We start from the raw sequence: 26,091 nt of genomic DNA on the forward strand, positions 1-26,091 counted from the left end.
CTCGGGTTTGGGTATGCCCGTTGCTCAGGGCCGGGATGCTCCGGACAGCCGGATTCCTTTGTGTCTCCCCGGGAGCGCATAGGGCGGCTGTGCTCCCGCTTAGTGTAATCGGAAAGCCGGGTTCAGGATGACCGGCGGACTTCACGTCCGACGGGCAAGAGCCTCTGAACCGGGAACACTTCACGTGTTCCTGGTGAATAGGCTCGGTTCCTGAACCCGGCTTTTCGATTTCACTTAGCGGGTGCCAACGCAAGCCCTCCGCGCTCCCGGGGAGACACAAAGGAATCCGGCTGTCCGGAGCATCCCGGCCCTGAGCAACGGGCATACCCAAACCCGAGGAAGAACCGCCCGGGCCCTGCGAGGTTCACCCCGTCTGCGTAACCCGTTCTAAGGTCTGGCCGATGCGATATGACTCCCGATACTTGTGTCTCCCCGGGTCAGGTACCGCTCCCCGCGCCTGCCTTCTCCGGCCCTTACTCTCCTTCAGCCCTTACTCTCCTTCAGTCCTTCTTCTACGCCAGCTCAAGAACAGCCCGGCGGCCAAAATACCGGTGCCGGCAAACAATAAGACAAAGAGCCAAAGCGGCGTTTGATCGTTGGTCCGGACCGAAGACAGATAGCGGTATACCGTAGGATGCTGCACAATCGTACGTTTGATCACGATCCTGGTCTTGCGCGCCTCGTTCTTCAGATAGACGCCCGCATCCCAGGACAGATCCTCCGGTTTTGTCTCCACATCCAGATAGAAGCTTCTGCTGTAGAACCAGCCCTCCGTAGCCTCCCTGGAGGCGTCGGAATCCAGCTCATAGGCATTTTCCCCGCTGCCCCGGTTGGCTAGTGTTACCGTATATTTCCCGGGTATCTGGAAGCGCACCCGGTAATAGTTTTCATCCAGATCGTAGAACCGGTAGTAGCCATTGGCATTGGTTCTGGTCTCCGCACAGACATACCAGGCATTTTCATTGTCCACCTCGCCGCTGGGACAGATTTCCAGAGCCACCGGTATATTGGCTACCCCGAACTCGCCTTCGTCCTGGATGCCATTTTGATTCTTGTCATACCAGACGAAATCTCCGATGGTCCCTTTGGTCGAGATAATGCCCGCATCCCAGGTCAGATCTTCCGCCCCGTATTCAAGCGTCGGGATCGGCATGGTCACATAACCCAGTCCTTCGATCTTAAACATGGCGTCGGAATCTATGGTCGTGTCCTCCCCCTCTCTCGGGATCGTCACTTTTATGCCGTCCGCGAAGTCAAACGCTACCCGGTACTGGATTCCATACCGCGCGCTGCTCTTTAGATCCGTAAACAGGTATCTGCCGTTCTGATCCGTGGTCGTGGATGCGTAGTTGCTCCACTCTCCTCCGTCCATCCTGCTTTGGAGGATCACCTTCACTCCGGCTACGCCCCGCTCATTGGAATCCTGAAGTCCGTTTTTGTTCAGGTCATACCAGACATAATCTCCGATCGTGCTGAGCTTATAGGCTCCGGCGTCCCATGTGGTGTCCGCCACATCTCTTGGCAGATGGATCACTTCCGTAAATCCCTGGCTCATGTCTCCATCCACGAAAATCTTCGTATCTGAATCCGTAGTCTTAGTTCCCACATTCGGCTTGACTGCCGTATATCCTTCCGGATAGGTGAAATGAATCTGGTAATCCCCTTCCAGCAGCCGGTCAAAATAATATTTACCATCTTCCGCTACCGTTGTCGTACGGATAGGACTGCCTTTTCGTATTCCGTTCACTACCTGATACAGGTCTACCTTTGTGCCGGGCAGCGGTTTGTAGATGTCCTGCATATCCGTATAATTCTCATCGTCAAAGCAGAACCCGCCCAGCGCGCTGTATACAGTCAGGCCGGCATCCCAGCGGTCGTCCACGTGAGGGTCCGCCAGTAAGTCGGGTGATGTGCCGGGCCACAGATGGATAACCTCTGTCTTCCTGATCCTGTCATCCGCGTGAAGTTCCGTTGAAATCACAGCGTCAGAGTCATAAGCATCCCTAGACGTATTCACATTCGCTTCCGTAAACATGTATCGGTACGTATAGCCGTCTTCCTTCACCAGGGTGGTCGTGTCAAACACCACCACATAATAGCCTTCCGGAAGATTGTTAAACCAGTAGATGCCGTCCTCGCCGTTTACCGTAGACGTAACGGCGGTCGCGTAAGGCGTCAGCCCGTCAATGCTGCCGTCCGGCCCATCCACCTTATAAAGCTTGACACCCACGTTATTCACGCCGGGTTCCGGCTTCTCTAAACCATCCACATCGATATAGGTGCCCTGCATTCCATCCCGGTTCCAGTCCAGCCAGACCTGATTTCCCAGCCGGAACGGGCGGATAAAGCCTGCGTCCAGGGTCATATTCTCTTCGCCGTATAATTTGCCGTCTCTTACCTGTACGGAAAGCTGGACAAAATCCGTGGACCCATTTTCATCGATATCGGAATCTTTCGCTCTGTCCCCGCCTGCAAATCTGGTTGTATTGGAGAAATCGTCCAGCATGGAAAATACCACCCGGTAACGGTAAAATTCCCCGCCCACATAATCGTTGGGGTCTTCTGATCCCGCTGCAGCCCCTTTCTTTAGATAACTGCAGGGCAGATCCGTAAACAGATATTTCCCAACGCCGTCCGTGGTTGTGGTGGCATAGAGACTTTCTATGCTGGTTCCGGTCTTGGCGCTGGTCACCGTCTGATAGAGTTCTACCTTCAGATTCGGCACCGGTGTGTCCGTATCGTCCTGAAGCCCGTCGTTGTTATTGTCATACCAGGCGTAGTCTCCGATGGAACCTGTGGGCAGCTGCAGCTTAGCCGCCACATCGTTTGACTCCACCCGGTCCTCATTCCCGATGCTGTCCGCGATTCCTGTCTCTGCCTGCCGGATCACCGCCACCGCGGCTGTATTTACCATCTGTTTCGTGGCGTAATCCTCGATCTCATCTGCCGTGTATCCCGGCGTCTTCATCGTCAGGGTCATTTGAAAAGAATCGCCGTACGATAGCAGCGCGCTGTCTTTGAATGTGATCTCCATCCCGATCGCGGTAATTCTTCCGAGATCCGACGGCAAACCCGTGGTCCACTTTCCGCCCCAGTTATTATACTTACCGTTTCCGGCATCCAGCGTATCATAGAAGAACGGCATCTCCGCATACAGGTTGCCCGTTCGGTTCTCCCAGCTGTTGGCTCCGGCGGTGTCCTCCACATAATAGTAAAATTTAAAATTCTCAACCTTCGTTTTATCAGGAATATCCATGCTCTTAAACAGCATTTCCTCAAAGCCAGCCCCGGACGGGATATCCGTATTCCGGCTGACAAAGGCATTGAACAGGTAACTGTCCCCGTTAAAAGGCAGTATGTCAACCAGCCGGATGGTCTTGGCCGGGTTCGGCGAAAAGTTGTAGATCGTCATCCGGTAATACACTTCATCCGTGGGATTCACAGTAACCGGTTTGGTATAGCTCCAGTTCTTATTATCCGCGCTGATCTCCTTCACCAGCTGTGTGCCGCTGCTGTCCGTAGTCTGGACGATGACCGGCTCATACAGGTATTCCCTGTTTCCCTGTTCTGTCTGTCCGATGGTGTCGTCGATATCCGGATTCTCCTGCATGTTGTCCGGGGATAAGAAGCTGGTACCCAGTTTGTTCTCCGCGGAAGCCGGAATCGTATAATTGCTGCTCAAATGGGCCGGCGAGGTGAACTTGATCGCCCCCTGGGGCTTGTTGTAGTCAATGATAGCCTCCAGCTCCAGCATAATGCTTTCTCCGGGATTTAATACCACGCCGGGGCCGAACTCAAAGATATATCTGGAAGTATTCACTTCCCCTGTAACCGGCGAACCGTCGGTTCCGGTACCGGCGATCGCCTTTACCGTGGTTTCCTTCAGGGTATACTGATCCACGGGAATCTCCGTATAGCTGGGGGTGCCGTGGGCATCCAGGGATTTTTTAATCACCTTGAAGCCGTTACCGGCCGACCCGAAGTTCTGATGGAGGCTGGTGTAAGCGGCCAGGTCAAAGGTAAGCACCGGCTGCCGGAAGACCGCGTTATTCGTACTGATATTTTCCGCGGTCACCCGATAAGCCACCGTGGACCCCGCCGCGAACTGATTCCCGCTGGCGCTTCCGTTGGTGATCATGTTGGTCAGCTTTACGGTGGGCAGTACTTCTTCCGCCTTGGGAATCAGGGCCGTCACCTGGTTGCTTCGGATATCCGCCGTGCTGCCGTTTTCGCTCACCCCTTCGCTGTTGTACACTTCTTCCGTCCAGTGCAGATCCGCGCTGTTGACGATTCTTCGCACTTCCGGCAGATCGGCGGAAGCCACGGCCTCCCGGCTGTGGAATGTGGCGTTGATGGTGATCCCTTTAGCGGCATCCGCCAGCTGAAATCCTTTCTTCACATTCTGATAATGGACGCGGATTCCTGTCACGGTCCCTCCCAGGGAGTCAAGCGCAAGCGTCTGATCCGCCGTTAGCGGATACACATGGCCGTTGTTATAAGACCTCCACACCGTTTCCCCGTAGAACTGGTATTCCAGCACCGCGCCTGCCACGGCGCCGGGGTCCTCATTATGGGCCGGATGTATCGTAATGGAATTATACTGATAATCCTCCCGGTTCACCTGGGGCAGATCGGTGTATACCTGGCTGCCGTCATTTAAGTTCTGCAGGTATTGCAAAGTGACCCGGTTGTCGGTAACCGTGAATTCCCGGGCGCCCAGAATATTTGCTCCGTCCGCGTATCCAGACAGGGTAAAGTTTACCGTGTAATCTTCAAACATCAGGCTGTGTTCCGCCTGAACCTGTGTGGAAGGCGTGGTTTCATCCTCATCGTCGATGCTCTTCGCGATAGAACTCACGAAATTTCCCATATCCTTCGTGATCTTCTTATTCTGAAACGCCGCGAAGTTGGAAGTCCCGCTCACCACAGGTTCAAAGAACGGATACACCGTGACTTCCTGCTCCGTCGGGAAATAGGTGTCATCCAACGTATACTGATCCGGCGCCTTCACTTCTTTGACAAGATATGTGGTTCCTGATTTAGCCGCGCTTAACAGCCCGGTCTTCACCAGGCCGTCCCCTCTGGTCACCTCCACGCTGTCCACTTCTCTGGTATAGTTTCCGTCCCCGTCTTTTCCGTACACTTTAAATATGGCTCCGGTCAGCGGATTGCCCGTATCGCCGTCTGTCTTGCTGATCAGGATCGCTCCTTTGACCGCGTCGTTTCCGATCACGCCGTCGGCCTGCAGGCCTGGATTATCCGCTTTTAAGGGCTGGTACAGCAGCTCATCCGTTACGAGCCGTCCGCTCTCCACCGTCACCTTATAGAAGTCCTCATCCCGTACTTCGTAGCCGTCCGGAGCGCTGATCTCATGGATATAATAGGTGCCGGGGGACACATCCGCCCAGCTGCAGACGCCGCTGCCATCCGTAGTTCTCTCACTATCCGGCACTTCCACATAGTTCATCACGCCGTTCACCAATGATCCCGTATACAGCCGGAACACAACTTTGCTCAGCATGGTTCTGGAGGATTCGACCGCCTGCCCGTTCTCATCGTACTGAACCCCCTGTTTCGCCACCTGAATGGTGCCCTTGGGGCTGTTGTGGAATAGAACCTCTTTCGTAACCCCTTCGACGATGGTGAAATCGAATTCCGTCTGTTCCGGCAGCTGGAACTGAACCCAGGTTCCGTCCGCTTTCTGATAAGAGGGAGCCTTGGTCTCTTTTAACCGGTAATTGCCCGGTTCCAGCATACCTGATTCATATACCGGGCTGGTCATGGTCAGTTTTTCTTCCCCGTCTATGATCTGGAGCTGATAGGAATGATCCGGCTGTTGTTTGTACAACTCAAACTGCGCTCCGGTCAGGCCGTGCAATGACGCAGGATCGGTTCCATCGTCGCCGTCGTATTTCTTCAGCAGGAATTTCCCCTTATTGGGTACATTCACCACCGGCGTATCTTTATATACCGTATTGGTTTTACCATCTTCCACCTGCACCCAGACGGACTCTGATTTTCCGCTTTCCGGCGCGAAACCGTCGGGCAGCGTCTCCACCACCTCATACCAGCCGGAAGGAAGAGGCTTACTGACGGCTGTCGCAAATTTCGTGGCTACATCCAGTACCGTCTTGATCGTATCTGCCGGTGCATCGCCGTCATTATGTTTTACATTTTCCCCGGACACCGGGTATACCTTGAATTCCACTCCCGGCAGGGACACAGTGACTCCATCCCACGTAGCCGTCTTCGTGAGGGCGAAGTTCCCGTAAGGCATGTTGGTGATCGGATCAGGCGTTGCCGTCACGGTCACCTGGTCACTGTCCGTGTAAGTAACGGTTACCGGATATACCGTATCATTTATCTGGTAATTATCCACTGTGGATATCTCACGAAGATAATAGGTCTTCGTCCCCGAGCTCTCCACTGAAAGCCCGGTAAACACATAACTGCCGGCCGTATTGGTCCTGCCCAAGGCCAGCCGGTTCACATCGTTTCGCGCATCCTGTTCGGTTCCGTACAGCCCGAAGGTAACCCCGCCAAGAGGGCTGTTGGTCTTGCCGTCCGCCTTGTTGACCTGAATCTTGAATTCCTTCAGGTTCGTCACATATTTTTCTGCACTGGTCGTGTAATCCGCCAGTTTTCCCTTTTCTACCACATAGGGCCCGGTATAGGCATCCCCCTTAAGATATCCCGCGGGGGCTTTCGTCTCTTTTACATAGTATTCGCCGGCCGGCAGATACCCGGACACCGCAGTGCCGTCCGCGCCGGTCTTGAGAACCGCCCACTTCCCTTCGGAATCCTTCATCCGCTCCCAGGCGTCGCCCGTTCCCTTCCGATAGATATCGAACTCCGCTCCGGCAAGGACTGTGCCGGCATTGTTCGCGTCTACTTTTTTAATCCTGAATTTACCATAGGCCACTTTGTTCTCAACCGCCGTACCGTCCGCATTCCGCAGATAAGTGGTCTTCCCTATGACTATATTTACCGGGACCGCTTTTTCGATCTGTTCCGCCAGCGTGCCCAGCGGCTCATATTCCGGATACTGGCTGCTATTTTTGCCAAGTTTAGCCTCCACCAGCCAATAATCGCCGGCATCTAACTTCCAGTCCGTGATTTTTCCGTTGGAATCCGTTGTTTTCTCCCCGATATAGTTGGCATCGGTGCAATCCGCAGTCCTGTTATCACTGAGCTTTTTATAAATCCGGAATGTCACGTCCGGCAGAAGCTTCTGCGCATACCAGGCGTCACTCTTTTCCCCGAACACACCGGATTTTTCCAGGCTTAATATGCCCTGTCTGTTGTTCGTAACCAGGATCGGATTCTCCAGTCCGCCGCCCACGGCAGCGCCGGCCGCTCCTGTGATCTTGCCGGCTGCGATGGAGAAATCCACATCCGCCGCCAGCGTATAACCCGGACAGCTTATTTCCACCAGCCTGTAATCGCCGACGGGAAGATAGTCGGACAGGTAGGTATAATCACCGGTGCGTTTGGTCTGGAATGTGTAGGTCTTGCCATTCAGCTGGTAATCCTCATAGTCCGTACCGTTAAACCCCTGCACCTTGAAGGTTGCTGCTGCATCCGTGACCGGGTCTCCCAGATCATTCAGCTTCTTTAACGCGAACTTACCTACTTTAGCCGGATTTTGGAATTTATGGTCTTCCAGCAGATTTCCGTTATCCTTACCGGTATCTGTAGCCGCATTGACCTGACCGGCCTTGATCTCCAGTATCCGGTAGTCCGGGGTGGAAACCGTAATATCAACGATATCCGGCGCTTTTCCGCCTTCATATTTTGTCTCGTCTTTTTCTTCTTCAATGATATAAATGCCCTTTGGCAGCAGAATGCTGGTATAGATTCCGTTGGCGTTTGTGTAACCGGAAGCTGCCGTTTTCTGCGCTTTCCGGTATTTCACACCGTTTAACTCATAAGCGCCGTTTGTATCCGCAACCGCCTGGTAGACATTATATTTCACGCCGTTTACCCGGTATTCCTGCTCTTTTACGGTTCCCTGGTCTAAAATGGTCACCTTGGATACCTGAAGCTGCCCCAGCTTGTAATCCGAAAACACCAGTTCAGAAGTAGCATGGCCGTCCTGGTCAACCGCCAGAGCCCGGATCATGGTCTCATCATAATCGTAACCGGCCGGAGGCACCAGTTCCACTGTGTAATAAGTGCCCTCCTTCAGGTCCCGGAAGGAAAAACGACCGCCGGCATCGGTAACTGCCCACTGCATGATCTGTTTCAGATCCGGATCAGTGACATAGGTTCCCCCGGTCAGCTTCGCAGCCAGAGCATTGCGGAATTCCGTGTTGGTCCCCGCCTCATTGGCCCACAGATATTGAACTGCCGCCTCCGCATCCGCTTGCGTAGCGAACAGACCGAAGTAAGCGCCTGCCACACCCATACCGGTGTCCGCATCCAATTTACTTCCGTCGATCGTCGTTTCCGGGTAATTGACTACCGTTACCGTGGATTCATTTCCTGCCGTCACGGTAATCGGACCGGTCCACAATTTATCTGCAAAGTAACCATCCGGCGCTTTCTGTTCCTTCAGGTAGTAAGTGCCCGGCTCGATCTCGATCGTCACTGCCGATCCGGTTCCGTCGGTGCCGCTCTGCATCAGATACCCGGCCTCATCGGAGGAAGCCGATACTTTGACCTTCAGCAGCCATATTTTGTTACCGCCCACGTCGGTATTCTCTGCGCCGGGAGTGCCCTCCGGTACCTGCCGGTAGAGAAGGAATTCCGCCCCGTTTAACAGGGCATTGGTGCCGTGGCTGCGCTTAAACAGCCGCAGTCTGCCTTTTTCCGAACGGTTGTCGATATTTACCTGGTTGGAACCTTCAATCTCCTCCGACTGTCCGCTTGTCACATGCGCCTGATATATTTGCGTGGAAGCGGTATACTGATCCGGCGCAGCCGTTTCTTTTATCCAGTAATCCCCTTCCGGCAGCCATCCCGTCTCCTGCCTGGAGGGCATGTTTTCTATTCTCCACACCGGGAGATTGGGCTCAGAGGTATCCGTCACCGCATCGTCCGATAATTTTTTGTAGATCTCTATGGTTGCGCCGGCCAGCGGATATTTGCTCTCCCCGCTGGTGATGGCGCCATCCTCCCCGGCGATCGGGAAGGTGCCGTATTTATACAGATAGAGCTTACCCATGAGCCGGTTCGTGAGCGGTGCATTCACGTAGGTGGTATCGGTCTTGCCCGCTGTTACCGTAAATGGATGAGCCGTTGCATCCACTTCATATCCTTCCGGATGATCCGCCGTCTCCTGCTCGATCAGCACATAGTCTCCCGGTTCCAGCCATTCGGACACCGCCTGCCCTTCCGCGTCGGTCTTAAGCGTACCCAGCACATCTGCTACGGTATAATCGTTATCCGCGCGCTTTGCATAGATCCGGAATGTAACATTCTCTAATTTTTTCGCCGGATCTTTCTCATCGATTTTCAAGATCCGCACTTTTCCTTTGTCGGCATTGTTGTCAATCTGCTCGATATCCGCAATCCCGTAGCCCTCTACATTTTCCCCCGGGGACACTTCGACTTTTACAGGGCTGTTCGGTATCGCATGGCCGTCCGCCCGGATTTCCTTCAGCCAATAGCCGCCGGCTTCCAGGTTTTCCCAGGCCGCCAGGCCGTTTTCATCGGTCGTACGCAGCCCGATCAGATTCTGCGGATTGGAACAGTCCGCAGCAGCGTCTTCCGAAACCGCCCGGTACAGTTCAAACTGCGCGCCCGGCAAGGCCACACGGTCCGGTCCCACGCAATCCATATTCGAGGTTTTATAAATCTTAAGGGTGCCGTTCGGTATATTATCGATCTCTATTTCATAGGTCAGATCCGCCTGCCAGCTGCCGCTGCCGCTGGACGGAATCGTAACCGCCACCGGTTCCGGGTTCACTTTATAGCCCGCCGGCGTCGTGGTTTCCTTCAGGTAATATGTATTTCCGGGTTCCAGGTTATTCCATACCGCGAAGCCGTCGCCGTCCGTGAGCACCTCTGTTTTGACCGGCTGCGTGCACAGCTCATCCCGGTACAGCGTGAATCCGGCTCCGGCTAACACGGCATTGGTGATCGAATCTTTTTTCAGAAGCTTCAGGCTGGCCAGCGGTTCATCCTTGACTTTTACCAGGGTCTGCGTATTTTGGCTCACCATAATGCCGGCCCCATCGGCTGCGGCATTTCCTCCGCCGTCGACGCCCTTGATCACCTCGATCGTAACTGCATATCCGGCAGGAGCCTCAAGCTCCTTCACATAATAACTCCCCGGCTCCAGCAGTCCGGATAACACGGTTCCGTCTGTACCTGTCGTCAGCACTTCACCGACGGCCTGCGTACACGCCGCATCTTTATATATCTGGAATTTGGCCCCGGCTAACGTTTTTCCAGCATCCGTTGCGTCCTGCTTCTCTATTTTGATCTGTCCGTACACCGCGGTATTCACGATCTCCAGCTCAAAATGGACCGAATCCTCCGAGCCCACCGTAAATGGCTGCCTGCCCGGTATCTGCTGATAGCCCGCCGGCGCGTTCTTTTCCTCATACCAATACTGTTTTCCGTTCTCCAGATAGATCTCGTTGGAGGTGGAATGCATGGAGGAGTCCAGTTTGGTGGTCAGGGTGCCAAGCAGCACGCCGCCCGCCGGTGCATCGTATATTTCAAATACGGCGCCGGCCAGATCTTCTTTATATAATCCGGCCACATCACCCTTTTTACTGATGGTCACCGCTATTTTCTTCCGGTTGGTAAGCGTTATGCTGTTTTCCTGGTTCGCCGTCACACGCAAAGCCGTGACTTCAACCGGCAGCACATAGTTTTCCGGCGCCCCGATTTCACGGATAAAATATTTTCCCGCTTCCAGCGGCATAGACAACGCCGAGCCGTCCGAGCCTCCGGTTTCCATCACGTAATCGCTTCCATCCGCATTCTGAACAGGCACGGCTCCGGCCGGAAGGGACGTAACCGCAGCATCATAAGGCCCATACAAACAGAACCTGGCGCCGCCAAGCTTTTTCTCGGGATCCTTTTCATCCGTTTTGAAAATTTTAAGTTTTCCTTTGGAGGATGTGTTTTGGAATACCGGATGGGCGCCGGTACTTCCCGGATCATTCAAAGCCGGATAGGCCACCCGGTTCCCAGTCACCGTCACCTGGACTACCCGGTTATCGATCTGATATTCTTTTTTCAGTTCATCGGACAGGCCGGTCTCCTGAAGCAGGTAATCACCGGCGGGCACATTGTCAAACCGGACTTTTCCGTCACTTCCACTGACCGCCTGATAGGTTTTTCCTCCTGTCTTCTGCGTCAGGGTAAAGACGGCCCCTTGAAGCGCCTGGGTTGCTCCGGCCGCATTGAGGCCCTGTTTCCAGAATTCCACGGCTCCCGCTGTCTCCGCCGCATCCGTTACTTTTAGAAGATTCCCTTCCACTACCGCGTTTTCCGTCGGATCTATTTTCAAAGTGCCGTCAAGCGCGACTTCCACCTTCACCCCGGCGCCTTTACTAAGGAGCGAGAATCCGGCCGGGGCAGCCGTCTCTTTCAGATAATACACGCCGGGTTTCAGTCTTGAGAAGGTTACCCTGCCATTTTCATCTACCGGAGTCTCCGCCCCGGCCGCCGCTGTCCCGCTGATATTATTTGCTAGCACGGTACAGTCTTTATCTTTATATAACGCAAACCGGGCCGCTCCATAAGTCTTTTGGGCCGAAGCATCCAAAAGCCAGGACTGGCCTGCCATACTGACATATTTTTCTACCGTAATCGATGTGCTGCCGCCCTCCGGTTCTTTTTCTCCCAGTTGCAAAGACGCCTGGCTTTCCTTCTGCGCCGGGTTCTGTCCCAGAAGCTGGTAATTCAGGCGGGCCGTATTGACCAGATCGTAAATAACCGCCTGGGGCTCATCGGACGGAGTCAGATAAGGGGCCTTAGGGTAACGCACGACGATCGTATAGATGGTTTTAATCGGCGTATTCTCCCGGACATTGGGATACTCCACAGCCTGCTCTTTCGTCAGCTTATCGATATAACTGATATCCAACGATTTGATTGTATTATCCGCATTCTTCCGGATCGTATAGTCCGTGCCCGGAGTCAGATTCTGCGGCGTGGTGTTCACTGTAGATCTGGCTGTCACGGACCGGACCGACACAGCGCCTCCGCCGGCCGGCAAACCTGATACCGGCAGAATATCCGTCAGTGAAAAGGACTGCATATCCAGACGTCCGAAACGGTTCCATTCGCTTTCCCGAAGCCCCTGCGCATTCTCCGAAGCCGTGCTGCTCTGGTTATAGACGGTCAGTTCATAGGACACATCATAGTATTCCTTACCGCCATCTTCAACCGTTACCACGTCTCCCCGGGTCTTATTCACATCCCAGCCGTCATCCGCACGGACCGTTAAATCCGCCCCATCCGCATTGGGGCTTGCGTCCCTGTCCAGACGGATCGACTCAGAGCTGTTCTCCTGGGTAAAATAACTGCTGAAATTAGCCGGTATCTCCAACTGGGTGCCGTCGGCAAAATCAAAATTGTCCGCCTTTAACGTCATGGCGATCGTCCGGCCCGTACCGGTTACCAAGCCCTGTTTTAGCTGGAAAAACCAGGTAGTGGTGCCGTCCGCGTTCCGTATCGTACGCTGGCTGCTCACATCATCTCCGCTCCAGGCCAAGGGACTGATCCCTTCGGGCAGGGTCACCTTAATGGTGGAGCTGGTATATTTGCCGCCTCCCGGGACATTATAGGAAACCGTATAGTTTACCGTGTCCCCTGCAGCGACTTCTGTCTGGCTGATCGCGGCAGAGAATTCAAAGGTGACTTCCGGCACAGCATCGAAGGTCTGTGCCCCCTGTACCGCATCGGCCTGGGCTTCAGCATCCCCGGACGGTTCCGACGGCGTTTCCGGCGTAGGCGTCGGTTCCGGCGTTGGCAGCGCGTTCTGGCCATTTTCTCCGGAACCGGTACCATCCCCTTCGGAAGGCATGGAAGGTTCCGGTGTAGACACAGGTGTCGGCTCCGGCGTTGGCAGAACCTGGGGATCCCCGGAAGGCTCCGCCCCGGGACTCGTCTCCGGCGCAGCTTCGGGCGTCACCATTGGCTCCGCCGTGGGAACCGGGGACTCCTCACCGGTATCCGGAGCTGGATTTTCATCCGCACCACCGGCGCCCTCCTGCGAAGCCATATTTATCTGGGCTTCCCCGGTCTCCGGTTCCACAGCCATCGTATAATTACTGGCCGTCACCCAGAGTACCGCCACCAGAATAAGGGACATAATCCGCTTCCAATAGCTGATTCCGTACCCCTTCTTATCATGCTTATATTTCATATTCTCATCCTCCCGGCACCAGTCTGCCCTATTCATAAAGCGGACACATCCGCTGCAAAACTCATCTGAATAAATTATGATACCACAAAGCAGTCACATCGTTGTCACACGATTCTTAATCTATTACAGGAATGGAAATAATTTCAAAAAAGGATTTATTTCTCTGTTATAATAAAATATAATAGACATTGAGCAGGCAGTTTACAAAAGCAGGGAGGAAATCTCATGGACCTAGCACTACAGATCAAAATGTTCGGTACTTTTACTATTTCCAATGACTATTACAAATTTACGCCTACAAATAACCGCAGCCTACAGGTGACCCGTTTGATCACCTATCTGCTGGCAAATAAGGAAATACCCGTATCCAAAGATAAGCTCTCGGATATTCTATGGAGCGAAAGTGAGGATTGTCAGAATCCTGCCGGAGCGCTCCGCAATCTGGTCTACCGGGCCAGGCAGGTGCTGGCTGATTTCTATCCCGCGGATACCTCCCGGCCGGAATGCATTCTCTTTACCAACAATGCATATCTGTGGAATCCCGACGTTCCCTGTGAGATCGATATCTATCAGTTCGAACAGTACGCGAATCTGGCAAAAAAAGAATCCGATCCCAAGATACAGTTTGAATATTTTGAGAAAATGCATGCGCTCTATACCGGCGATTTTCTGAGTGCACAGTCTTCCGAAGAATGGGTGATTTTCCGAAGCGTCTATTATAAAAACCTATATACCAACTGCACCGTGGATATGTGCCGCTATCTGAATTCGGCCGGCCGTTATGAAGATGTCATCACCCTTTGCAACGCCTCCAGTATGGGGGACCAGCTCAATGAAGATCTTCACAAGGAAAAAATAAACGCCTACTTAAACAGCGACGCCGTATCCCAGGCTCTGGACTATTATTATTCCGTCTCGGATCTTTTTTCTCAGAAATACGGAGTGGATTTAAGCAGTTCCATGCACGATATCTACGGAGAAATCGTAAAGCGGCTGCCCAACCACCAGTTAAATATCGCCAAACTGGAGGAGAATCTGCGGACGAAAAAAGATGACGCCGGTACCTTCTACTGCAACTTTGACATATTCAAAAACATATACCAGATTAACCTTAGGTCTGTCAGACGATCACAGAGCAAGCGGTATCTGACCTTATTTACCCTGACCGACCGCAATTATCCCGATATGGTCACCACCGATATCAAGGCGGACATGGAGGTTCTTCACCAGATTCTGGCCAAAAACCTGCGCAGCAATGACGTATTTACCCAATCCAGCCCCGCGCAGTTTTCCCTGATTCTGACCGTTGCCAACGAAAACGGCAGCCGGATCGCCATCAACCGCATTTGTGACCGCTATTACCAGCTGCATAAGCATTCAAATGTGGAAATGGAGATCGAAAGCAAACTGATCCAGTAATTACAGCGACTCCTCTTTTTGACGCTTTTTCTTTCTAATGGAATGAACGATCAGATACACAATCTCCGCCAGCACAGCGGCTCCGCCGACCGCGCATAAAATGATCCAGACCAGTTGGTTCTGTTGGGAACCGGCAGCTTTGACACCGTCTGATGGTTTCTCTTCAGGATTCAGAAGCTGCGGATTCCCGTCTTTTTCGTCGTTGGAGGATTCAGGCGCCGCAGAAGGCGACGGACTTGCCTCAGGAGCGGGACTGGGGGCCGGACTGGGCGTCGCTTCTGTCTGACCGGCTGCACCCTGACCAGCTCCCGGATTCGTACCTGCCGCATTCTGCGTTCCGTTTGTTACCCTGGACCCTTTGTATACCACATTTGGTTCCGCAGTCTCAATTACCGTCTCGTAGACGTAAGTCACGTCTTCATCCGTACCGCCATCCGCCGTCTGCCGCACCGTAAATCCGAATAAACCGGAATCCAGAGGGTGTCCGTAGGCATCCGCCAGGCCCCGGATCGTAAATCCATAGCTCTCGCCTTCCTGCAGCCCCGAAAGCGACATGCTCAAGGACTGTCCGTCGCCCGACAGTTGTGCATTCACACGTTCTCCCCCGTGTACCGGAGAAAATGATACGGATGCCTCTCCATAAACCGGCTCCGAAAATATTACCGTGACCGTATCCTGCGCCTCGATCAGATCGCCGGAACCCGGATTCGTGCTGGAAATACAGGGCGGCTGTCCTTCATCCGCCAGCGCCCTGCCGCACGGCAGAACCGCCAGCAGCCAGGCACATATCCCAAAAAGTATCGCTTTCTTTCTATGTATTTTCATCATACGCCTCCCGTCTGCAAAGAAGCAGACTAAAAAATAAACACCTATCTTATTATATTATATAATCCTTTGTTTTCATTTGTCTATCAGTTTGTGAAAAGAGCGGGCAGATGCAAAAAGGGACAGTCCCCGCCTCCGGAGCCTGCCCCTTCGCATCTGCCCGCTCCCATTCTTTCGGAGCAAGTCAAATTCACCCTTTATTCTTTACTAATCCCAAGCGCAATATTCGCATTGGCGCCCGGCGTGTACTCGATCGTAATGCGGTCTCCCACATTGTAGCGGATAATATCCAAAAACTCCACCACGGACACGTCAAAGATCTCGTCGGAACCTTCCAGCATCAGATAGTAATGGGAATTCCCTTCGATGACGCCCTGGGCAATCTTTGCTATGACGCCTGTCTTGCTCTGGGTAGCGGCAGCCGTCGCTTCCGCAGAGATTCCGCTTGTATTTAACAGCGTGATATACTGTTTTTCACACTGCTGGACCGTATCGCCGATCGCCACCAGCTGATATTTCTGTACATTTACCATGGCATATTTTTTCACCAGGCCGGCATCATCCTTTAATGCGATGAAATAGGTCGGTTCATTGGCTATATTCAAAAGAAGCGGGAATGTGGCCCGGTATCCCAGGTTCTGCACCTGCCCTTCGGCGGACGACATAGCGGAAACCTCCACCGCTCCCTCTATCTTATAAAATTTCGTTTCCATTGTCCTCTGGTTCATCAGCACAAAACCAACGTTGGACTGGTCCGCAGTCACACTGGTCACACCGGTGTAGACCCATACATCGTCATCCTGGGCGATAAAATTATAGCCGTTGGTGGTCTGCAGGCAGTCCTTCTGTCCCAGAATGCTGTTGAAGTAACCATGTTTCAGCGTTCCGTAGTAATCGAAAAGCTGTACCAGCAGATCCGCCGAGTAAGCCCTGTCGATCCAGGACGGCACGTCTTCGATGGGGTAATCCATCGTCTCACCCGTTATCGCATTACAGAGCACGACTCTGCCGATTACCTGACCGCCGAAAAGGCCGATGCTGTATTTCTTCACCGGACACACCCAGTAAGGGGTACCCTCTTCGTCCAGCTCAAAACTGATCTCGTCAAAAATATAGGTCGGATAGTTAAAGCGCAGATGCCGGTAGATATTCCGGTTAAAGTATTCGGAAGGACTGTATTTGATCCCGTTCTCCAGCTTCACACATTCCGTATCCTGATTCGCCATATCGATCATCATGTAGGCCGGAATTCCCTCTTTCCGGTTCGTCAGCCATTTGATCGGGCTTGCGTACTGGAGCGGGGATACCCGGACCGGACGTCCCTTATAGTTAATCTGGGTATATAGAGGGCTCACCTCAAACTGGGAAACCATCTCCACCAGGCTGCCCATCTTCCGGTTCCCTAACAGCGTGGCCGAATCCCGGTCCAGCAGCGGAATCTGGTCAAAGGATACCTGATCGATGTCCTCGGTAAATTCCCCGTCTTTCACAGTCAGCAGCTTCTGGTACTTCTTGGCGTTCACAATCGGGGAAGACAGCAGGCTGCCTATCAGGTAAACGACTACCACCAGCAGGATCGCACCAATTCCGATTTTGAATAACTTATTTTGCTTAACATCCTTAATATTTTCGCCCTTTTTCAGTCTGGATAAAATGTAAAATCCGACCAATACTGCCAGCAGCACGATCAGGAATGTCCAAAATCCTCCCGCATGAATATTGATCGCAGGCAATGTCACATAATAGTAAATAAAACCGATGATCAAAAGTGCCAGCAATGCCAGAATCACTTTTGTTGGCTTCTTCATAACAGCTCCTCCTTTATTTCCCGTCAAAGTTTTAACAGTATTCATCATAGCAGTTTTATGCGCACAAAACAATGAGTTTATAAAGATTTAATATTCTACCTTAAGCAGGAACAGGCCGTGGGGAGGCGCGGTCTGTCCCGCAGCCGCCCGGTCGCATTGATCAAGCGCTTCCTGCACGCATGCCGCGGGCTTTTCCCCGCTTCCAACCTCCAGCAAAGTTCCCACGATAATACGTACCATATGATGCAGGAATCCGTTCCCGGTAATGTAGATGGACAAGACTTCCTGCTGCTCCTCGATCCGAATCTCATGAATACAGCGCACCGTGGATTTTCTCATCCGTTTATTGGCGCAAAAGCTCTTGAAATCATGGGTTCCCAAAAGGCAGTCCGCCGCTTCCTTCATACGCTCCACATCCAGCGGTCCGCCATAGGCCAGCCGGTATTTCCTGTAAAATACAGAGGGCTTGTCTCCCCGGTCGATCCGATATACATAAGTTTTCCTAAGCGCATTCAATCTGCTGTGAAATCTTTCCGACGCCGTCTTAAGCTCCAGCACGCGGATGTCCTGCGGAAGGTAGCGGTTCATCTCTTCCAGGAGTTCTTCCGGTTCCCGGTACTCCTTCAGCCGGAAATTCGCCACCTGCCCCAGCGCATGCACGCCGGCGTCGGTGCGCCCGGAGCCCGCTACTTCTGTGTCCTCCCCGGTCAGTTTCTTCAGCAGCTCTTCTAGTTTCCCCTGTATTGTGCGTTCGGTATTTCCCTGCTTCTGCCACCCATTGTAGGAAGTCCCGTCATATTCTAATATCATTTTGTAGTTCATTTTGTTTGCTGCTCCTTTTTTTGGTTTGGTTGGGGCCGGAGCGGTCTGGGGGAAGGGATTCCCGGGCGGGCCCATGTGACGGGGGGCAAACCGCTTCGGCCAGACCTAAGAACGGGCGCTCCGGTGGAGGGAGAACCTCTTATTGGCAGGGCCTGGGACAAACTCGCCAAAGGACGGCTCGGACAGTGTCCCAGGCCCTGCGAGGTTCTCCCTCCATCTGCGCTGCCCGTTCTAAGGCCTGGCCTCAAGCGGTTTGCCCCCCGTTACATGGGCCCGCCCGGGAATCCCTTCCCCCAGACCGCTCCTACTTTTCGTTCAAGCTGGGTGAAAAGTCTCGTAGTATTTTGTTTTTATTGACTTTTTTTAAGGACTTTAAGATTTGATTGCTTATTTATGATTTTTCCACTTTTTATATTTATTTATGATCACTTTTTAAGTTTAGCTATGATTACTTTTTAGGTTTAACTATAATTGCTTTTCAGGTTTATCTATAATTGCTTTTCAGGTTTATCTATAATTGCTTTTCAGGTTTATCTATAATTACTTTTAAGGTTAACCTGTATTTGCTTTCCGGTTTGTTTATGATTTTGTCAGTTTTCAAGTTCCAGCAGTTGTTTTGTGTATGGGTTTTGGGGTTTATTAAATACTTGGGCTATGCTGCCTTCTTCTACGATACGGCCCTCTTTCATGACGATCAGGCGGTCGCACATTTGGTAGATGACGTTGAGATCGTGGGAGATAAAGAGGTAGGATAGTTGGAACTCGTCTGCCAGTTTGAGGAGAAGTTCCATGATCTGGGCCTGGACTGTGACATCCAGGGCGGAGACGGGCTCGTCGGCTATGATGAAACGGGATCCGTTGATCAGGGCGGTGGCGATGCTGACACGCTGCCGTTGACCGCCGCTTAGCTCACGGGGCAGCCTGGAGGCGATTTTTTCGTCCAGGCCTACTTTTTTTAATATGTCCATGACGGCTTCTCTGCGTTGGGTTTTGGGTATGCCGCCTTTTAGTTTTAATGGTTCTTCCAGTATCCAGCCGATTTTTTTTACCGGGTTTAGGGAGGCGTAGGGGTCCTGGAATATCATTTGGGGACGGCTGGTGTGGTGGATGATCTCTCCTTGCGTATGTTCTCCTAAGCCTAAGATTGCTTTGGATAGTGTGGTTTTGCCGCAGCCGCTTTCTCCGACCAGGCCCAGGATCTCATTTTCGTAGATGGTGAAATTGATGTCGTAGAGCACCTGTTTTTCATAGTAGGCGTTGACTCCCCGGACTTCTAAGATCTTTTTTCTGTCACTCATGCAGCTGCCTCCTTAAAGGGGTTCCGGTTCGGACGGGAACTGACGCGATCAGTTGTCTGGTGTAGTCCTGCTTCGGGCTGCGGAAGATTTCTTCTATGGTTCCCTCTTCTACCATGTCTCCGTCACACAGTACAACGACACGGCTGCACAGCTTGCGCACCAGTCCCAGATCATGGGATATGAATAGGATGGCCGTCTCGTATTTCCGGTTGATTTTCTGAAGCAGACGGACGATCTGGGCCTGTATGGTCACGTCCAGTGCTGTGGTTGGTTCGTCGGCAATCAGAAGCTTGGGATGGCAGATTATGGCGGATGCGATCATTACCCGCTGTCTCATGCCTCCGGATAGCTGGTGGGGGTATTTGTAATACAGGTCCTCCGGATTGGGCAGTTCGGCGTCCAGCATGGCCTTTAGGGCCCGCTCCTTACGTTCGGGCCCCGACAGGTCCGTATGAAGCCGCAGGCTTTCTTCCACCTGCCGGCCGATCTTCATGACCGGGTTTAAGGATGTCATGGGTTCCTGAAAAATCATGGCGATCTCGTTTCCCTGGAGGCTTCGCAGTTCGTTTTTGGTGCAATGGAGCAGATCCTGCCCGTTCAGCCGGATCTCTCCGCTTTTTATGACGGCATGGCCCGGAAGCAGGCCCGCGACGGCCTGGGCCGTCATGGTCTTGCCGGAGCCGGATTCACCGACCAGGCCTACGATTTCTCCCGGTTCCATGTGAAGGTTTAAATGATTGAGCACCCGTTCCGGTGATGACCGGTCCAGAAATTCTATGGAAAGATCTTTAACTTCCAGCATATGATTCCCTCCTACCGTTTCAATCCGTCGCTGATCATGCCAAAGCCCAGTATCAGCAGGATAATCATTACGCCGGGAAATACCGCGCACCAGGGAGCGGAGAACAGATAGGCCGATGCCTCCGATATCATGCGCCCAAGGCTGGCGTCCGGTGGCTGTACGCCGATTCCCAGATAGCTTAAGCTGGCCTCCGCCAGCACTGCGTTGTTAAAACCGATGGCGGCGCTGGATAATATGACCGGCAGCGCATTAGGTAAGATATGGATGAACATGATGCGGATTCCTGAGGCGCCCCACAGCTTCGCGCTTTTTACATAATCCCGCTCCCGGTAGAGAAGGAATTCCCCTCTCACCACCCGGGCGAAGCTGGGGATAAAGGCGATGGACAGCGCCATGATCAGGTTCCCTTTTCCCGGTCCTAAAACACTGATGAAAACAAGCGCCAGCAAAAAGCTAGGAAACGCCGTCAGGATGTCGTTTATTCTCATCAATATTTCATCCAGGATTCCCCCGTAATACCCGGTCAGGGCGCCCACAAGCGTTCCGGTCAGGCCGCCGATAGCCACGGTTACCAAAGAGATCCAGCCTGTCGTGCCCAGGCCCTTTAAAACCCTGCTGAAAATATCCCGTCCGAACTGATCCGCACCCATCAGATGGCGCAGGGAAGGGGCCGCAAATTTATCGGGTCCGTTCATGGCATCCGGTCCGTAGGGCGTGTAAAAGAAGCCCAGGATAACCAGGAGCAGCATCACAGCGCAGATCACGCAGCCCAGTATGAAGTTCAGGTTTCGTCTGTCTTTTTTCATTCGTTCCCGCTCCCGCCCAACCGTACTCTGGGATCCAGCCACCGGTATCCCATATCCACCAGAAAATTCACAATCACCACAAAAGCAGCCAGAAAAGTAATGATGGCCTGCACCACCGGATAGTCCCGGCCCGATATGGAACCGACCAGCATCCGGCCAAGCCCCGGGATGCCGAATACCTGCTCGATGATAATGCTGGAGGCCAGCATATCGGCCAGGGCCATGCCAAGGAAGGTCAGAACGGGAATACAGGCGTTGCGCAGCACGTGCCGGTACAGCACCCCGTTTTGGGTATTTCCGCGGCTGCGGGCCGTCTTCACATAGTCAAGCCTTAGCTGGCCAAGCACCGAGCTTCGCAACAGCTTCACCGTCATGGCGCTCTTCGGCAGGGCGATGGCAAAGGATGGCAGAATCAGATATCCCAGAAATCCTGCGGCACTGTCCTGATATGAGACATAGCCTCCCGGGGTAAATAATTTAAATACCAGCCCAAACAGAAACGTAAGCAAAACACCCAGGAAAAAAGGCGGAATCGACATGGCGATCTGATTCAGTACGCTTAAAATGTGATCCACGATTCCGTTCTCATGCCTGGCGCACAGGATTCCCAGGGGAATTCCAAGGAGCAGGATCATGATAAACGACATCCCCATCATGGTCAGGGTGACCGGTAATTTTTCCAACAGCATCTGTCCCACCGGCAGATGATAGCTGTAGGATTCTCCCAGATCCCCCGTAACGAACCCTGAGATCCAGCGGGCATAGCGCACGGGCAGCGGATCGTTCAGACCCATCTCTTCCCGCAGCGCTTCCACTTTTTCCGGCGTCGCCTGGGTCCCCAGCTTTGAGATGGCAGGATCTCCGGATATCAGGTCAAAGGCCAGGAAGGTCAGAAATGAGACAATGAGCAATGTAATTATGAGAGTGATTATTTTTTTTATATAAAATTTCATTTCCGCACCTCCCCGGCTGCTTTGCTACTGCTTTACCAGATAAATTTTACTCATATCCTGTACATACAGCGGATAGAACGTATAGCCGCCGTACTTTTTATTAAGTGCCACCAGATCGGCCAGATCCTGGATATATACGTTGGCCGCATCCTCGGCCAGCAGGGTTTCCATCTGCTTATAGATCTCCACCTGCTTTGCGTCGTCCGCTGTTGAAACCGCCTGTTGGAACAAGCTGTCGTATTCGGGATTGCTGTAATTGATAAAGTTACCGGAATTACCGGTGGTAAACCGCTCCAGCAGCGCCCTTGCCGTCAGGGCCGACGCATCCACGCCGACGACCGTACTCTGGTAATTGTGGTCCGCATAGACGTCGGACAGCCAGCTGTCCCATTCGATCATCTGGATTGTGGCGCGGATGCCAACCTGCTTTAACTGCTCCACCAGCACCTGGGCCGTATCGATATGGGGCTGATAGTTGGACGGCACCGTGATGGTCATATCAAATCCATCCGGATACCCGGCCTCGGTAAGCAGTTCCTTCGCCTTGTTCAGATCCTGCGTGTACATATCTTTGAGATCTTCCACGTAGTATTTCCCGAATGCCGGGAACATACTACTGCCGATCTCGGTTCCCTTGCCGTCGGCGATCATCATCATGACCTCCTGGGGGTTCACCGCGTAGCACATGGCCTGGCGGACCAGCTTATTATCGAAGGGGGCCTCGGCGTGGTTCAGATACAGCGCCTGCACCAGGTTCATGGTTCCCTCTTCGATATTAAAATCTTCCTTCAATTCCGCCGCCTGCGAGGACGTAAGTCTGGCGTACATGTCGATCGAACCGCCTTTTAAGCTCATCACAATGGTGTCGGCATCGGCCACGATCTTGAATTCGACCTGATCCAGATAGGCCGGTTCTCCCCAATAATCCGCAAATTTCTCGATCACAATATTTTCCTGTGGGGACCGGGAAACATACCGGAACGGCCCGGTGCCCACAGGCTGTGTATCCAGCTCATTATAGTCCTTCGGTATGATCGCAGTAGTCATATAGGCCAGGAACTCCGTATTGGGTTCTTTTAACGTGATCACCACATTGTTCCCGTCAGCCTCGATGCTCTCAATATTAGAATACGCCGGTACCAGCGGTTCTCCTCCCGTGGCATCGGCGCAGCGTTCGATTGAATATATCACATCATCCACTGTCACCGGGTTCCCATTGTGGAACTTCACCCCATCCCTCAGCGTGAAGGTATAGGTCTTTCCATCCTCTGAAATGTCATAATGGCTGGCGACAGCTTCGATTAAATTACCATCTGAATCAGGCTTTACTAAGCCTTCATTAATGTTAAATAGGACTTCTTTCGTTCCTGCCGCTACCATTTTGTGAGGGTCAAGACTATCCTCCAGATCCTGAGGAATTCCTACTACGATGGAGCCTCCCATAGAAGGCTCACCGGAAGAAACTTGGCTGGATTCTTTGCCGGGAACCGCTTCGCTTCCTTTCTCGGTCTTATCGCCTGAGCATCCGCCCAGTGCAATAGTGAGGGTCAGTACGCCAAGCACGGTAAGGTGCCTGAGTAAGCTTTTCCTGTTCATAAAATGAATCCTCTTTCCTTTTAAGATTCTCCCATTATGCTATTGTCGGTTTTATTGTAACCTCTTTGCGGAGGGTTGGCAAGTTTTTTTTGGTTGGAGGGGGGCAAAGCGGGGCATGAAGGACGGGGCTTTTGTATCTGCCGGTGCCTGGGCCTGGGGGGATGGTTGTTCGGAACCGGCTGGGCGGAGGGCTTGCGCTGGCAGCTGCTAAGTAAAATCCAACTGCCGGATTCAGGAACCGAGCCTATTCGCCAAGAACACATGATGTGTTCTCGGCTCAGAGGCTCTTGCCCGTCGGACGTGAAGTCCGCCGGGCATCCTGAATCCGGCAGTTGGATTTTACTAAGCAGCTGCACAGCCGCCCTATGCCCAGCCGGTTCCGAACAACCATCCCCCCAGGCCCAGGCGCCGGCAGATACAAAAGCCCCGTCCTTCATGCCCCGCTTTGCCCTCCTGGTGATGAAAAAGCAGGTGGTTTGCAGCTTAAATAACAACATGAATAGCAGCATAAATTGCTGGATTGTTGAGGTGTTGTTTGTATCGTAGTATAATTCTTTTATGAGGGATGCGGGGTGTTGATACGAATTAGAGTTATGGGGGCTCAATATGAAAAATAATGATTTGTTCAGGTATGAGATGATTCAGAAGTTTAATGGGACTGAGATGATGATTTATAAATATATTATTTCGAATGCGGAAAAGATACCTTATATGACTATTCGGGAATTGGCTTCGGAGGTTTACGTATCTACTTCTACGATTTTAAGATTTTGTAATAAGATCGATTGTGGGAGTTATAGTGATTTTAAGGTGCAGTTTTGCCGTTATATGAAGGAACGGGCGGATCTTATTCCGGGGTTTGATTTAGAACAATTATTGCATTATTTTCAGGGTACTACTACCAGTGCTTTTGAAGAGAAGGTATTAGAGGGGGCTAAACTGATACGGGAGGCGGAAATGGTTATTTTTGTCGGTTTGGGCTCGTCTGGGGCTTTAGCCAGGTATGGTGCCAGGTTTTTTTCTAATTTTGGAAAGTTTTCTGTTGGATTGGAGGATGCATTATACCCTCTTATGGAAATGTCCTATCCTAAAACGTCTGTGGTCGCGTTGTCTGTCAGTGGCGAAACTATGGGAGTTATAGAGACGGTTCGGAAATTTCAGACCCATGGCTGTAAGATTCTCAGTATCACGAATGATCCGAATTCGACAATCGCAAAAATATCGGATTGGAATATTTCATATTGTTTAGAACCACAGACTATAAATGGCGGATTTAACGCTACCTCTCAAGTTCCGGTCCTTTTTCTGATTGAAGCATTGGCCAGAAGGATTTTCTGACATTTTAAAACATCCTGTTACTTGAATGAAAACAGGATGTTTTTTATAGTTGTTTTCAAGGAGGCTGACTGTGCGGAAGTTGGAAGCCCCTGTAAACTGATTAGGATAATAAATGGAGGAAACAGCTATGATTAAAATGGTGGGATTTGATCTTGACGGTACCATATGCGATTCTTTGCCAATGTGTATGGAAGCATTTATGAATGCAGTTATCCCATATACAGATCACGAACTTTCAGAAAAGGAAATCGTCAGCACATTTGGTTTGAACGAGGCCGGCATGGTAAAAGCAGTCGTCAAAAATGATTGGGAAGCCGCTTTGGACCGTTTCTATGAGAACTATCAGAATTTACACGATATGTGTATTACGCCCTTTGAAGGTATCCGTGAACTTATTGGCTTCCTGAAGCAGAATCAAATTATTGTGCCGCTAATTACCGGAAAAGGGGAAAAGACTTGTGAAATCACTTTAACAAAACTAGGACTGAATCATACATTTGATGACATTCTATATGGATCAGAAAAATATCGCTGTAAAAAAGAGAATATACTCTATTTATTGGAAAAATACGCAATTGAGAAAGAAGAATTTTTCTATATTGGAGACACTCTCCAAGATGCTGCCGATTGCCATAGCATTGGCGTGACTTGTCTCTCAGCCGCATGGGCTGAACTTGCCAACCCCAACTTATTAAAGGATTATAATCCTTATACTTTTGAATCTGTCGCTGGGCTGAAAAAATTTCTGGATATAGCTGTCAAACAGAACAAACCGCATAATCCACCTTTATAAAGCAGGGAATCGGATGGGCGGGAGTAGGGGAACGCGTCGGAAGGGGCGGCCTCAAAAGGCGGAATCGGGCAAACGCTTGAGGGACGGCATTAGAATATCTTGTTCCGAAGGGGCCGCACGAACTTAGCGATCTCCCCTGGGGGCTTGGTATGTCCGCTGCTTAGGTCTTGGAACTGCGGGTGGTATCCGGGGACGCTCCGGACGGCCGGGTTCTTTTGTATCTCCCTGGGAGCGCATAGGGCGGCTGTGAATACGCTTAGTGAAATCGGAAAGCCGGGTTCAGGATGCACGGCGGACTTCA

The 26,091-nt window shown here is 52.1% G+C and carries 12 protein-coding genes; 3 read left to right on the top strand and 9 right to left on the bottom strand.

Annotation, left to right across the window (positions count from 1 at the left end; translation table 11 throughout):
- Window positions 1-490 precede the first annotated feature (490 nt).
- The gene (locus KTH89_RS18430) at window positions 491-13,330 is read right to left on the bottom strand and encodes a SpaA isopeptide-forming pilin-related protein (protein WP_238722671.1); all 12,840 of its coding nucleotides are present in this window, start codon (window positions 13,328-13,330) and stop codon (window positions 491-493) included.
- 225 nt (window positions 13,331-13,555) lie between these two features.
- Here KTH89_RS18430 and KTH89_RS18435 point away from each other — a divergent pair, with 225 nt between their 5' ends.
- Entirely contained in the window at window positions 13,556-14,749 is a 1,194-nt protein-coding gene (locus KTH89_RS18435; RefSeq protein WP_158348627.1) for an AfsR/SARP family transcriptional regulator, read from the top strand.
- Here KTH89_RS18435 and KTH89_RS18440 read toward each other — a convergent pair whose 3' ends face one another.
- From KTH89_RS18440 to KTH89_RS18475, 8 genes are all read right to left on the bottom strand, one after another.
- Window positions 14,750-15,574, bottom strand: coding sequence for an Ig-like domain-containing protein (locus tag KTH89_RS18440; RefSeq protein ID WP_238722672.1), 825 nt, complete (start codon window positions 15,572-15,574; stop codon window positions 14,750-14,752).
- 197 nt (window positions 15,575-15,771) lie between these two features.
- Entirely contained in the window at window positions 15,772-17,382 is a 1,611-nt protein-coding gene (locus KTH89_RS18445; RefSeq protein ID WP_158348629.1) for a CvpA family protein, read from the bottom strand.
- A gap of 87 nt (window positions 17,383-17,469) precedes the next feature.
- Window positions 17,470-18,204: a tRNA pseudouridine(38-40) synthase TruA gene (gene truA / locus KTH89_RS18450; protein WP_238722673.1), complete on the bottom strand. Its 735-nt coding sequence runs from the start codon at window positions 18,202-18,204 to the stop codon at window positions 17,470-17,472.
- A 590-nt stretch (window positions 18,205-18,794) separates the two neighbouring features.
- Window positions 18,795-19,502, bottom strand: a complete 708-nt coding sequence (locus KTH89_RS18455) for an ABC transporter ATP-binding protein (protein ID WP_238722674.1) — start codon at window positions 19,500-19,502, stop codon at window positions 18,795-18,797.
- Window positions 19,495-20,304, bottom strand: coding sequence for an ATP-binding cassette domain-containing protein (locus KTH89_RS18460; RefSeq protein ID WP_238722675.1), 810 nt, complete (start codon window positions 20,302-20,304; stop codon window positions 19,495-19,497). The genes KTH89_RS18455 and KTH89_RS18460 overlap by 8 nt, the downstream gene beginning before the upstream one ends.
- An 11-nt stretch (window positions 20,305-20,315) precedes the next feature.
- Window positions 20,316-21,110: an ABC transporter permease gene (locus tag KTH89_RS18465; RefSeq protein WP_238722676.1), complete on the bottom strand. Its 795-nt coding sequence runs from the start codon at window positions 21,108-21,110 to the stop codon at window positions 20,316-20,318.
- Window positions 21,107-22,063 (bottom strand): ABC transporter permease, encoded by a 957-nt coding sequence (locus KTH89_RS18470; protein WP_238722677.1) that lies wholly within the window; start codon window positions 22,061-22,063, stop codon window positions 21,107-21,109. Before KTH89_RS18470 ends, KTH89_RS18465 begins: the two co-directional genes overlap by 4 nt.
- Before the next feature lie 24 nt (window positions 22,064-22,087).
- Window positions 22,088-23,659, bottom strand: coding sequence for an ABC transporter substrate-binding protein (locus tag KTH89_RS18475; protein WP_238722678.1), 1,572 nt, complete (start codon window positions 23,657-23,659; stop codon window positions 22,088-22,090).
- Between the two features lie 606 nt (window positions 23,660-24,265).
- On the opposite strand from KTH89_RS18475, the gene KTH89_RS18480 reads away from it, so the two are divergent.
- Window positions 24,266-24,997 (top strand): MurR/RpiR family transcriptional regulator, encoded by a 732-nt coding sequence (locus KTH89_RS18480; protein ID WP_238722679.1) that lies wholly within the window; start codon window positions 24,266-24,268, stop codon window positions 24,995-24,997.
- Between the two features lie 127 nt (window positions 24,998-25,124).
- On the top strand, window positions 25,125-25,790 hold the full coding sequence (locus KTH89_RS18485; protein WP_238722680.1) for an HAD family hydrolase: 666 nt from the start codon (window positions 25,125-25,127) through the stop codon (window positions 25,788-25,790).
- Window positions 25,791-26,091: the final 301 nt, after the last annotated feature.

This window comes from Diplocloster agilis (genome assembly GCF_019042275.1).
Lineage (GTDB): Bacteria > Bacillota > Clostridia > Lachnospirales > Lachnospiraceae > Diplocloster > Diplocloster agilis.